The organism is Sphingomonas sp. LR55 (genome assembly GCF_036856015.1).
In the GTDB taxonomy this organism is placed as follows: domain Bacteria; phylum Pseudomonadota; class Alphaproteobacteria; order Sphingomonadales; family Sphingomonadaceae; genus Sphingomonas.
This window is the reverse complement of the sequence record NZ_JASPFO010000001.1, coordinates 1,320,490-1,332,303: the sequence shown is the minus strand read 5'-3', so window position 1 is coordinate 1,332,303 and position 11,814 is coordinate 1,320,490. Positions and strand designations below refer to the sequence as shown.

The 11,814-nt window shown below is 65.4% G+C and carries 12 protein-coding genes and 1 pseudogene; 6 read left to right on the top strand and 7 right to left on the bottom strand.

Annotated elements, in window-relative coordinates; genetic code table 11:
* The first annotated feature begins 45 nt into the window (after positions 1 to 45).
* From cobU to QP181_RS06250, 3 genes are all read left to right on the top strand, one after another.
* Positions 46 to 603, top strand: a complete 558-nt coding sequence (gene cobU, locus QP181_RS06260) for a bifunctional adenosylcobinamide kinase/adenosylcobinamide-phosphate guanylyltransferase (RefSeq protein ID WP_333927995.1) — start codon at positions 46 to 48, stop codon at positions 601 to 603.
* Positions 604 to 738: 135 nt separating this feature from the next.
* Complete coding sequence (locus QP181_RS06255) at positions 739 to 918, top strand: hypothetical protein (RefSeq protein ID WP_132897027.1); 180 nt, start codon at positions 739 to 741, stop codon at positions 916 to 918.
* A gap of 335 nt (positions 919 to 1,253) precedes the next feature.
* Positions 1,254 to 1,961, top strand: coding sequence for a Crp/Fnr family transcriptional regulator (locus tag QP181_RS06250; protein WP_132741735.1), 708 nt, complete (start codon positions 1,254 to 1,256; stop codon positions 1,959 to 1,961).
* Between the two features lie 4 nt (positions 1,962 to 1,965).
* On the opposite strand, the gene QP181_RS06245 is transcribed toward QP181_RS06250, so the two are convergent.
* The 6 genes and pseudogenes from QP181_RS06245 to QP181_RS06220 all read right to left on the bottom strand — a co-directional run bounded on the left by QP181_RS06245 (position 1,966) and on the right by QP181_RS06220 (position 7,194).
* Positions 1,966 to 2,184 (bottom strand): hypothetical protein, encoded by a 219-nt coding sequence (locus QP181_RS06245; RefSeq protein WP_132741733.1) that lies wholly within the window; start codon positions 2,182 to 2,184, stop codon positions 1,966 to 1,968.
* A 65-nt stretch (positions 2,185 to 2,249) separates the two neighbouring features.
* Positions 2,250 to 3,495: pseudogene (locus QP181_RS06240) on the bottom strand (N-succinylarginine dihydrolase).
* A gap of 2 nt (positions 3,496 to 3,497) precedes the next feature.
* Entirely contained in the window at positions 3,498 to 4,514 is a 1,017-nt protein-coding gene (gene astA, locus QP181_RS06235) for an arginine N-succinyltransferase (protein ID WP_333927994.1), read from the bottom strand.
* Entirely contained in the window at positions 4,511 to 5,716 is a 1,206-nt protein-coding gene (locus QP181_RS06230; RefSeq protein WP_333927993.1) for a hydrolase, read from the bottom strand. Before QP181_RS06230 ends, astA begins: the two co-directional genes overlap by 4 nt.
* 40 nt (positions 5,717 to 5,756) lie before the next feature.
* On the bottom strand, positions 5,757 to 6,659 hold the full coding sequence (locus tag QP181_RS06225; protein WP_243643137.1) for a DUF481 domain-containing protein: 903 nt from the start codon (positions 6,657 to 6,659) through the stop codon (positions 5,757 to 5,759).
* A 52-nt stretch (positions 6,660 to 6,711) separates the two neighbouring features.
* Complete coding sequence (locus QP181_RS06220) at positions 6,712 to 7,194, bottom strand: RNA pyrophosphohydrolase (RefSeq protein WP_333927992.1); 483 nt, start codon at positions 7,192 to 7,194, stop codon at positions 6,712 to 6,714.
* A 74-nt stretch (positions 7,195 to 7,268) separates the two neighbouring features.
* Here QP181_RS06220 and QP181_RS06215 point away from each other — a divergent pair, with 74 nt between their 5' ends.
* The 3 genes from QP181_RS06215 to QP181_RS06205 all read left to right on the top strand — a co-directional run bounded on the left by QP181_RS06215 (position 7,269) and on the right by QP181_RS06205 (position 11,011).
* Positions 7,269 to 8,210 carry a histone deacetylase family protein gene (locus QP181_RS06215; protein WP_333927991.1) on the top strand — a complete coding sequence of 314 codons (942 nt, stop codon included), beginning with the start codon at positions 7,269 to 7,271 and terminating at the stop codon, positions 8,208 to 8,210.
* Positions 8,207 to 9,568, top strand: a complete 1,362-nt coding sequence (locus QP181_RS06210; RefSeq protein ID WP_333927990.1) for a cryptochrome/photolyase family protein — start codon at positions 8,207 to 8,209, stop codon at positions 9,566 to 9,568. The genes QP181_RS06215 and QP181_RS06210 overlap by 4 nt, the downstream gene beginning before the upstream one ends.
* Before the next feature lie 198 nt (positions 9,569 to 9,766).
* Positions 9,767 to 11,011, top strand: a complete 1,245-nt coding sequence (locus tag QP181_RS06205) for a class I SAM-dependent methyltransferase (RefSeq protein WP_333927989.1) — start codon at positions 9,767 to 9,769, stop codon at positions 11,009 to 11,011.
* A gap of 81 nt (positions 11,012 to 11,092) precedes the next feature.
* Here the strand turns inward: QP181_RS06205 and QP181_RS06200 are convergent, their stop codons facing one another.
* The gene (locus QP181_RS06200; protein ID WP_333927987.1) at positions 11,093 to 11,803 is read right to left on the bottom strand and encodes an SDR family NAD(P)-dependent oxidoreductase; all 711 of its coding nucleotides are present in this window, start codon (positions 11,801 to 11,803) and stop codon (positions 11,093 to 11,095) included.
* Positions 11,804 to 11,814: the final 11 nt, after the last annotated feature.

Below are 11,814 nucleotides of genomic sequence, written 5' to 3'. Positions count from 1 at the left end.
CTCATCGTCATTCCGGACGCGCGCTGCAAGCGCCAAGGAGAGACCATGCCGCCATTACAAACCACCCCGTCGTTCGGTAGGAGCCTGTTCGTGCTCGGCGGCGCGCGGTCCGGCAAGAGCCGTCATGCGCAGGCCGTCGCCGAAGCCGCCGCGGCATCGTTGGCGGGACCGCTGGTGTATATCGCGACCGCGCAGGCATTCGACGACGAGATGCGCGATCGGATAACGCGGCATCGGACCGACCGCGATGCGCGGTGGCAGACCGTCGAAGCCCCAACCCAACTCGCCGCCGCATTGCGCGAGGTGGATGGCGCGAACACGGTCGTCCTCGTCGATTGCCTTACTTTATGGCTTTCTAACCTGTTGCTCGCTGATCTCGACATCGACCAGGAAGTCGATGTTTTGCTAGCGACGCTCGCCTGCGCGCAGGCGCGGATCATTCTCGTCTCGAATGAAGTCGGTCTCGGTATCGTCCCCGACAACGCGCTCGCGCGGCGCTTTCGCGACGCCGCGGGATTGTTGCACCAGCGGCTTGCGGCACAGGTGGATTCGGTCGACGGTCTGATGGCTGGTCTAGTCCAGTCTTGGAAACGCCCGGTCTGAGCGCGTCTGGGCGACGCATGACACCGCGCGCGCCGACCGCAATTGCCATCTTGCCTGCCGACACCGGGAATGGTTAATCGTCGCCAACTGCACCGAACTGGTCGCAACGACCATCATGCGTGAACGGAGGCCGGAATGCATAGCAAAGCGCAGGCAGTCGCACGTTTAAAATCGATGGTCTTCCTGATCGAGGAAGCGCTGCGGATCGCCGATGAGGGCGACAATCCGCTATTCGGTGCCAAGTTGAGCGATTGTATTGATTGCCTGCAAGGCGCATTGGATGAAATCAGCAGCGCGACATCCGTCAAACCGTAACGCGTCACGTGATCGATATCCGTATGGATAAAACGCTACGGCGCAAAGGCAATGTCCCGACAGGCCAGTATAGTCGAAGATGCTGGCAGCATCGCCTTCGATAGACCCGGGGTCATAGCTTATCGATTTTAACGCAGGTTTATTTTGCGTGAAGACCAAATGTTACGATAAGCCTTATCCGAATATGTTATCGTCTTTTACCGACAGCCGATCATTGGGCGCTGACGGCCGAGAGAGGCATGTGCTCCCGCCCCGATTTGTGCGGGAGAACGCATTTGAACGATGTTCTGACGGATCATGGTGCTGTGATTTCCCCTTTGGCCCCCTTGGCTTTGATGGTGCGAAAGCTTGAAACACACGCGGTTCTGCACGAAGCTGATCGTCGCGCACTGCTGGCGTTACCCTATACGCTGCGAACCTACGAACCGTCGTCCTATCTCGTCCGGGAAGGTGACGCGCCCGAGCAATGCGCCGTCTTGCTGTCCGGGTTTGCATACCGCCAGAAGCTGACCGGCTCGGGGATGCGACAGATCGTGTCACTGCACGTGCCGGGCGAGGCGCTGGACTTCCAGCACCTGTTTCTCGACGTTGCCGACCACAATGTGCAGACGCTGACCCGCGCGGACGTCGCAACGATCTCGCGGACGGCCTTGCGCGATCTCGCACGGACGCGAGCGTCGATCGGCAATGCGATCTTCGTCAATACGCTGGTCGAGGCGTCGATCTTCCGCGAATGGATACTCAACATCGGCCGGCGCGATGCGCGGTCGCGGCTGGCGCACTTCCTGTGCGAATTCGCGATCCGGCTCGATATGCAGGGCTTGGTAGACGAGACCGGCTATGAGTTGCCGATGAGCCAGGAGCAGCTCGGTGATGCGCTTGGGCTGACCGCGGTGCACGTCAACCGGACGATCAAGTCGCTCGAGGCGGACGGTCTGATCTCGCGCAACCGGCGGCGGATCAGCTTTCCGCGCTGGGATGCCTTGCGCGAACTCGCCGATTTCTCGAGCCGCTATCTGCACCTGTCGCAGCAGAAATCCTGACGGGTCAGCGTTCTCGGCCGTGACTGACCGAGTCGATAATCCGCCCGCCTGCCATGAAGACTGCGATCGGGCAGGCGGCGAACAGCATCCAACCGCCATAGCCGGGATATTGCTGAAGATAATGGATGCCGCGCTCGACCGCGCCGAGCCCGAGGCCGTAGATGACGAGGAATGCCTCGAACTTGGTCTTGATGATGAAGAGGCGGGCAAAGCGAGTCCACATGGCCGCGACCTAGCAAGACCGGTGCCAATGGCTGATTTCCGAGGTTTAGCCCTCCGCCAAGATGGTTAAGTGTAAGTTAACCCGACAAGATCGAGCTCGGTGAGGAGCGCATTCCGCGCGGCCTCGATAGCTGCGATCAGCGTGGCATCGCCGATCGATGCCGGATCGATCGCCTCGGGCCAGTGCGCGGCGATGATCGCGGCGATCCGGTCGAGCTTGGCGTGATCGACGAGGAAGCGGGGATCGACGGTTGCCGGATCGGCGACCACACGAAGGCGGAGGCAGGCGGGACCGCCGCCGTTGCTCATCGATTCGCGGACATCGACGACGTGCAGGTGGCGGATCGGACCATTGCCTGCGACATGTGTCTGGAGCCACGACCACACCGCGGCATTGGCACGCGCCTCCTCGGGCAGGACCAGCGCCATACCATCGGCCAGCGAAACGAGTTGCGCGTTGAACAGATAGGACGCGATCGCGTCGGCGAGGCTGACGCGGTCGGCGGGGACCTCGACGATCTCGACCTCGGGCAGGAGGCGGCGCAGATCGGCGTAGAACGCATCCTTGTCCTCGAAGGCGTGTTCGTGGGCGAACAGCACGCGCTCGTTGGCGACCGCGACGACGTCGTTATGGAACGCCCCCGCGGCGATCGCAATGTCGGACTGCTGGACGAACACAGTCTGCGCCGGATCGAGACCGTGCGCGCGCGATGGCTTCGCTCGCGTCGCGGTGCTGACGCGCGGGGAAGCGTCCGCCGGGCTTGCCGTAGACGAAGATCTCGACCCCGTGTGCGGCATGATCCGCGCAGAGCCGCATGTGGTTGGCGGCGCCCTCGTCGCCGAAGGGGGCCGGGACGGGGGAATGCACGACGAAGGCGGGGTTTGCGAACGCCGTCCGGAGTTGCGCAAGCGTGCCCGGCCATTCGTGACTGCGATGCGGCATCGTCACAAGGTTGGCGACGGTCAGGTGAGAGCGGCGATCGCGGGTGTCGGCTGCGGGCGATACCGTCGCCGCGTTTGCCGCCCACATCGCCGACGCCGACAACGCCTGCGCGCGAAGATGCGGCGGCGCGTCGTCGTAGGTGGTCGCCAAAGTTTCGAGCCAGCGATGGTCGGGGCGGGCGAGCGGCATCAGCACGCCCTGCACGAGCCCCAAATCGAGGTTTGCGCGCATCTTGGCGATGCCCTGCAACGCCGCCGCCCGCGGATGCGCGATCTGCCCGGCATGCTGCGTGGCCGCCAGATTGCCGGGGCTGAGCCCGGCGAAATTATGGCTGGGGCCGATCAGCCCGTCGAAGTTGATCTCGACCATGGTCATAGCCGTGCGACATGCGTCACGAGCGCGCCCTCGGCTAGCGCGAGCGCCGCGGCGCTTTCGGGAGAGAGGGCAACGCCGTCCCCCGTCTCGCGGACATGACCAAAGGCACAGCGGAACTCTGCGAGGTTGCCGGTCGCGACCAGCGCTTCGGTGCCGCCGTCCTGGTCGATCGCGACGACGCGGCTTTCGCGCGCGTCGGCGATCGAGCGGACCCGGTCGGTGCGCGCGGTCATCGTTGGGCCGCCGTCGAAGATGTCGACATAGTTCTCGAACGCGAAGCCCTCGTTCTCCAGCATCCGCATCGCCGCGCGGCCCGAGGGATGCGGCAGGCCGATCGCCGCGCGTGCGCTCTCAGTCAGCATCGCGGTGTAGATCGGATGTTTCGGCATCAGGTCGGCGATGAACTGGTGGCCGTTGATCGCATTGAACTGATCCGCGTCCTGGAAATTCATCCCGAAGAAGCGGCCCGCGAGACCGTCCCAGAACGGTGAGCCGCCGGCTTCGTCGATCACGCCGCGCAGTTCGGCGAGGATGCGATCGGCGAAGCGCGCGCGGTGCATCTTGATGAACAGATAGCGACTGCGGGCGAGCAACAGGCCGAGACCGCCGGCGCGTTCGCCGGGATGGAGAAACAGCCCGCCGACCTCGCTCGCGCCTTCGAGGTCGGTGGCGAGCGAGAGCATATCGGCACGAAAGGTGCGGTTGAGCTCCTTGCTGTGCTGCGTGAGCTGGCCGATCCGATAGCTGTAGAACGGATAGCTCTGGCCGACCTGCGTGAAGATCTGGCAGGTACCGCGGACTTCGCGCGTCTCGGTGTTTTCGAGGATCAGAACGAACAGCTCGTCCTGGACCGGGCCATCGCTGCGCGCAAACGCGGCATGGCTGCGCTCCAGCTTGGCGGTCAGCGCGCGCCGATCGGGCGGCAGGTTGGTAAAGCCGCCGCCCGTGAGCTTGGCCATTTCATAGAGATGCTGGAGATCGTCGTCGACCGCGGCGCGGATCCTGAAGCTCACAACCGGCCCTCCGCGATGCGTAATATGGTGACCGCCGACAGCGCTGCCCGCTCGGGCAGGCTGTCGGGGATCATGAACTCGTCGGTCGAGTGGATCGCACCGCCGCGGACGCCCATCGTGTCGACGACGGGGACCCCGGCGGCGGCAATGTTGTTACCGTCGCAGACGCCGCCGGTTGCCTTCCAGGCGATGTCGAGACCGAGATCGCTGCCGGACGCCTTGACGAGGCCGAACAGGCGCGCGGCACCGTCGTCAATCGGTTTGGGTGGGCGGTTGAAGCTGCCATGGACTTCGATGCGGACGTCGTGCTCGACGGTTACCATCGCGACCGCGGAGTCGATGTGCGACTGCGCGCGCGTGATATCGTCGAGCGTGGCGGGGCGGAAGTTCACGCGGAGGATGGCGAGGTCGGGGACGACGTTGTTGGGGCCACCGCCTTCAATGCGCGCGGGGTTGACCGCGAGCCGTGGGCCGCGGACCTTCGACAGCCGTACCGCGATGTCGGCGGCCGCTACGAGGGCGTTGCGGCCGTCCTCGGGGTTGCGGCCGGCATGCGCGCTACGGCCGCGCACGATGATCGAGAAATTGCCGGTGCCGCCGCGTGCGCCTGCGAGCGTTCCGTCGGCGAGCGCCGGTTCGTAAGTCAGCGCGGCAATCTTGCCGTGTGCGGCGCTAGCCAGAAGCGGGGCGGAGGAGAACGACCCGGTTTCCTCGTCGGAATTGATGAAGACGTCATAACCGATCCGGGCGGCGAGGGGGCTCGCTTCGACCGCTTGAAGCGCCGCGAGCATCACGGCAAGCCCGCCCTTCATGTCCGCAACACCCGGCCCGTTCAGCCGGCCATCGTCGAGCCACTGGAGCGACTGGAACGCGTGATCGACCGGATAGACCGTGTCCATGTGCCCGGTGAACAGCATCCGCACCGGCGCGTCGGGGCGGACGACGAGATGCAGATGCTTGCCGTGCTCGATCGACGACACGACGCCGTCCGTCGCGACGCTGTCGACCGGGGTCGGCTCCACCAGTGTGATCTCGCCGGGCAGGGCCGCAAATGCGTCGCCTAGCAAACCGGCCATCGTCGCGAGGCCGGGCAGGTTGCGCGTGCCGCTGTTGATCGCCGCCCAGGTCTCGACCTGCCCTAGCATCGGAGCCGCGTGCGCCTTGTCGACGGCATCGCGCTCTATCGTTGAAAGTCCCCTCATCACCCGACCCTAGCGAAACCGGCCGTGTGAGGGAACAGCGTCAGAAGCTGTAGACGAGGGACGCGCGGCTGGTGGTGTCGGTCGAGACCGATCCGACCGGCGGCTCGCTTTCATACTGGACGCTGTACGACAGCGCGGCGGAGAGCGGCCCGATCAGTTTGGCGTTGAGCGAGGTCGTTCCGCTGAGCGTGCTGTTGTAGCGCTGGACATAGGCCGACGCGACCTGGCTGACCGACAGGCCGCTGAGAATGCGGATACTGAAGTTGGCGGTGCCACGCGCGGCGATGCTGCTCTGTACGGTATTATCGGTAAACTCGGTATCACGATACGCCGGCCCAAGTTCAAGATCGAGCTTGGTGCCCGCAGTCTTGATGACGCTGTAACCGGCGCCCACCGAGGTCGAATATCGGTTGAAATAGCCGAGGAACCGATCGCTTTCATACTGCGCGACGCCGTACACATAGGCACGGTCGTCGATCTTGTAGTTGGGTTCGTACGACGCGAGGTAGTGCTCGCGCGTCGTTATGTTGAGGTTCGATTGATAATCGGCTTGAGCATGAAACTTGTGCCGCCAGCGCAGGCCTTCGCGGTTGAGGTCGAGCACCGCGGTGCCGCCGGCGGTGTCGGAATTGCCGGTAGTCAAATAGCCGCCGATTTCCGCTTTGCCGCTCCAAAGGTCGAGAAAGCTGGCCTGACGGATGACCTGCGTGCGTTGAGCCGCGCGGTCGGCCTTCCACTTTTCGGCGATCGCGAGCACCGCGTCGCCGCTAAGCGGGTCGGCGGCGCGCGCGTATTTGGCGATCGTGTTGACGTCGGCCTCGTTGCCCGCCTCCAGCGCCGCGTCGAGCATCGCGCGGATTGTCTCGGGGATCATCACCGATTGCGGATCGGGCGCGTTGGCGAGCAACAGCGGGGCGAAGATGAGGCATGTTAAGCGGCGCACGCTAGATTCCGTAACGGCAGCGCAACGCGATGGGAACTGCGGACCGATGCGGTTATGCGCCGAGATGTGGCGCGAAGGCGGCGAGTACCTGTTCGTAGAGCGCGGTCTTGAACGGCACGACCAGCCGCGGCAGGTCGGCGGGATCGCTCCAGCGCCAGACGCGGAACTCCTGATGCTCGGTGGCGATGTCGATGTCCGCGTCGGTGCCGTTGAACCGATACAGGAACCAGCGCTGCGCCTGACCGCGCCATTTCCCCTTCCACACCTTGCCGAGCAGTTCGGGCGGGAGGTCGTAGACGAACTCGCCTGGCGCTTCCGCGATCAGGTCGACCTTGTCGGGCATGACGCCGGTTTCCTCGCCGAGTTCGCGCAATGCGGCGGCTTCGGAGTCCTCGCCGGGATCGATCCCGCCCTGCGGCATCTGCCAGGCCTCGGACGGCGAATCATTGCGCTGGCCGACGAAGACCTTGCCGTCGGCGTTGACGAGCATCACGCCGGCGCACGGGCGGTAGGGAAGGGTCGAGTAATCGGTCACGAAAGTCTCCGGAACGCAGGCGCTTGTGCGGTGAACCGCTTGGGGCTCGGGCAGCGCGCTCCTACCTACGGAGCATGATCCATGTCGTCCACCATCCCGACTATGTTACGCCAGCGCCGGCGCGCTCGACCTATCGCTGGAACAAGAACGGGCTGATTCGCGATCTGCTGATCGAAAAGGGCGATGCGGTCGCATGGCACCAAGCCGAAACGACGCCGACCGCGTGGCTGGAGGCGGTGCATGACGAGGATTACGTCGCCGAGGTGCTTGGTGCGCAGGTGCCCAAGGAGAAGGAGCGGCGGATCGGGTTTCCGGTGACGGCGACGGTGGCTTCGCGTGCCGCGATCGTCCCGCATGGGACGTGGCTGGCGGCTTGCCTCTCACTGGAACACGGGTTTGCGGCGAACACGGCGGGTGGGAGCCATCATGCGCTGGCGAATACCGGAGCGGGGTTCTGTGTGTTCAACGATCTGGCGGTGGCGGCGGCGCGGTTGATCGACGAGGATCGCGTGGCGCGTGTGCTCGTGGTCGATTGCGACGTGCATCAGGGGGACGGGACGGCGGCGCTGCTGGCGGGACGGCCCGAGATCGCCACCTATTCGATCCATGCGGAGAAGAACTTCCCGGTGCGAAAGGCCCGTTCGACGCTAGACGTGCCGTTGCCCGACAAGGTCGGCGACGAAGTCTATTTGGCGACCTTGGAGTCGACCCTGGTGCCGCTGCTCGATGAATTCCGGCCTGAGCTGATCCTCTATCAGGCGGGGGTCGATCCGTTCGAGGGCGATCGGCTCGGCCGGCTGTCGCTCACGCTGGACGGGCTGGCGCAGCGCGAGCGGCTGGTCGCTGGTCTCGCGATCGATCGCGGCATGCCGCTCGCGAGTACGGTCGGCGGCGGCTATGGTGACGATGCGCTGGCAATCGCAGAGCGGCACGTCGGGTCGATCCTGACGCTGGGCGAAACTTTTGCCGCCGCGGGTGACGCCGGACTGCGGGTTGGTGCATTGAACGCGCGATGACGACACCTTCTTTGCTCTGGCTGCGCCAGGACCTCCGCCTTCACGATCAACCCGCGCTGATCGCCGCCGCGCATGCGGGGCCGGTGATCCCGGTCTATGTCCTCGACGACGACGCGCCGGGGAAATGGAAGATCGGCGGCGCGCAACGCTGGTGGCTGCATCACACGCTCAACGCGTTTGCGAAGGCGCTCGCTGACAAGGGCTCGAGACTAATCCTGCGCCGCGGCGATGCGGTCGAGGTACTGACGGCTTTGCTAGAGGAGACCGGCGCCGAGCAGGTACACGCGATCCGGCATTACGAGCCGTGGTGGCGCAAGGCCGAGGGGGCGCTGGGCGATCGGCTGTGCCTGCATGACGGCAACCATCTTGCCCGCGTCGAGGACGTGAAGACGGGGTCGGGTGGACAGTTCAAGGTGTATTCGTCGTTCTGGAAGGCTCTCAACCAGATGATGCCGCCGGGCGAGCCCGACCCTGTACCGCGGACCATCCCGGCGCCGTCGAAGTGGCCGAAAAGCGAAAAGCTCGCGGACTGGGACTTGTTGCCGACCAAGCCGGACTGGTCGACGGGGTTCAAGGAGTGGACGCCGGGCGAGGCTCAGGCGATGAAGAATGCAAAAGCGATGGCGCCGATCGTCGAGGCGTATGATGTGGATCGCAACATGCCGTCGATCGAAGGCACCTCGCGCCTCTCCCCGCATCTGCATTTCGGCGAGATTTCGCCGCGCGCGGTGTGGCATGCGGTCGACGGGCACGGCGACGCGACGACGTTTCGGAAGGAACTCGCGTGGCGGGACTTCACCGATGGCGTCGTGCTGACTATGCCCGATTACGGCGACACCAACGGGCGGCCCAAGTTCGACAAACTCCCCTGGCGGTCGGGCAAGGAGGCCGAGGCGGACCTGAAGGCGTGGCAGGAGGGCAGGACCGGCTATCCGATCGTCGATGCGGGAATGCGCCAGCTCTGGGCGACGGGGTGGATGCATAATCGCGTGCGGATGATCACGGCGAGCTTCCTGGTGAAGCACCTGCTGATCGATTGGCGGGAAGGCGAGCGCTGGTTCTGGGACTGCCTGGTCGATGCGGATTACGGGAACAATGCGGTGAACTGGCAATGGGTCTCGGGGACCGGGGTGGATTCGAACATGTTCGGGCGGATCATGGCGCCGCTGTCGCAGTCGGAGAAGTTCGACGCAGGGGATTATATTCGCGAGTGGGTGCCGGAGTTGGCGAAGGTGTCAGGGGCGGCGATCCATGATCCGGACGAGTCCGGCTGCCGGCCGAAGGCGTATCCTGCGAAGATCGTCGGGCATCGCGAAGGGCGGGAGCGGGCGCTCGAGGCCGGGCGGCGCGCGCGTTGAGTAGCGGCTACCGTCGCACCCCGCCGTCATCCTGACGAAAGTCAGGACCCAGAGCCACGATCGTCACCGTGCGTTACCATGGGTCCTGACTTTCGTCAGGATGACGGTTCGGGGAGGGTGTGAGCGGCTTGCTCCATATTTGGGTGTTTGACGCCTGCCTCTTTCCTCGCTCGCCCCCCTGTTGCATGGAGCGCCGCGATGACCGCCGTTCCCGCTTTCGACGATGTGCCCACCGCGCAAATTTCCCCGGTTGCGCGGATCGTCGCGCCGATATTTCACCGATTGCTCGACCGGATCGATGCGGGGCTTGAGAGCGGCGGGATCGACGCACGACTGCCAGACGGCACGCGGCGGATGATCGGCGGACGCGCGCCCGGGCCTTTGCCGGTGGTGACCGTGCATCGCTGGCGCGCGCTGGTGCGGTTGGCGACCGCGGGGTCGGTTGGCTGGTACGAGGGCTGGGCAGCCGGCGACTGGTCGAGCCCCGATCCGGTGCCGCTGTTCGACCTGTTCATGCGCAACCGCCGCTCGCTCGGGGGCGCGGCGCGATCGGGGGGCGTGGTAAGGCTGGCGGCGCGGGCGTGGCACCGGATGCGGCGGAACGATCCGACCGGCTCGCGCCGGAACATCGCCGCGCATTACGACCTCGGCAACGACTTTTACGAGACGTGGCTCGATCCGAGCCTGACGTATTCGAGCGCGATCTTCGCCGAGCCCTTCGACGATACCGAACCGCATGAGGGGGCGCAGGCGACCAAGCTGCGCGCGATCCTCGACCGGACCGGGACGCGGGCCGGCGATACGATCCTGGAGATCGGCTGCGGCTGGGGATCGTTCGCCGAGATGGCGGCGCGGGCGGGGGTCGGCGTGCATGCGCTGACGCTGTCGACCGAGCAGAAGCGGCAAGTCGACGACCGGATCGCGGCAGCGGGGCTCGACGGCGTGCGTGTGGCGCTGACCGATTACCGCGACGTCACCGGCACGTATGACGCGGTCGCGAGCATCGAGATGGTCGAGGCGGTCGGCGAGGAATATTGGCCGGTCTATCTCGACGCGATCGCTCGGGCGTTGAAGCCGGGTGGGCGTGCGGCGTTGCAGTATATCTCGATCGACGATGCCATCTTCGACTCCTATTCACGGAGTGTCGATTTCATCCAGCGCTACGTGTTTCCGGGCGGGATGCTGTTGTCGGAGCCGCGGTTTCGCGCGCTGGCCAAGGCGCGTGGGTTGGCGTGGGAGGACCGGCGCGGGTTCGGGCTGCACTATGCCGAGACGCTACGGCGGTGGCGGGTGGCGTTCGATGCGGCGGTGGCCGAGGGGCGGTTGCCGGCGCGGTTCGATGCGCGGTTCGTGGCGTTGTGGCGCTATTATCTGATGTATTGCGAGGGCGGGTTTCTCGGCGGCGGGATCGATGTCGCGCAGGTTACGCTGGTGAAGCGCTGAGGTTTTCCTGCGTACGCAGGAATCCAGGGTAACGGGCAGTCGCGCTCGGTATCCTGGGCTCCTGCGTGCGCAGGAGAACGGTTAGTTTACACGCTCGAAATGGCCGGGTTCAAAGCCTTCGATCGCCAGCGCGACGATGCGGTCGGCCACCACCGTGGGCTCTTTCACCGAGTTCGGATCCTCGCCCGGATAGGCGCGGGCGCGCATTTTCGTCCGTGTAGCACCGGGATCGACGATCGCGGTGCGGATCGCGCTGATCTCGGCCATCTCGTCGCCGTATGCGCCGAGGAGGGTTTCGAACGCAGCCTTCGAAGCACCGTAGAGGCCCCAATACGCGCGAGGCTTGCGGCCTACGCTGGAGGTCACGCCGATCACGCGCGCCGACTTCGCCGTTTTCAGCATAGTGTCGAATGCCGCAATCAGCGCCGCCTGCGCGCTGACGTTGAGCGTCAGGACCTGCGCCATTTCCTTGGGATCGATCGCCGGCACCGACGACAGCGAGCCGAGCATGCCCGCATTGAGCACCAGAATGTCGAGCGCATCCCAGCGGTCGCCGATCGCCGTTGCGAGGCGCGCGATCGCTTCGCTCTCGGCGAGATCGAGCGGGGCGATCGTCGCCGAGCCGCCGGCCGCGTGGATCGTCGCCTCGACCTCTTCGAGTCCGCCGGGCGTGCGTGCGGTCAGGACGACGTGCGCGCCGTTCGCCGCGAGCGCGATGGCCGTCGCAGCACCGATGCCGCGGCTGGCACCGGTGACCAGCGCCAGCCGGCCTTCGAGAGGCTTGTCGGTCATATACGCTCCGC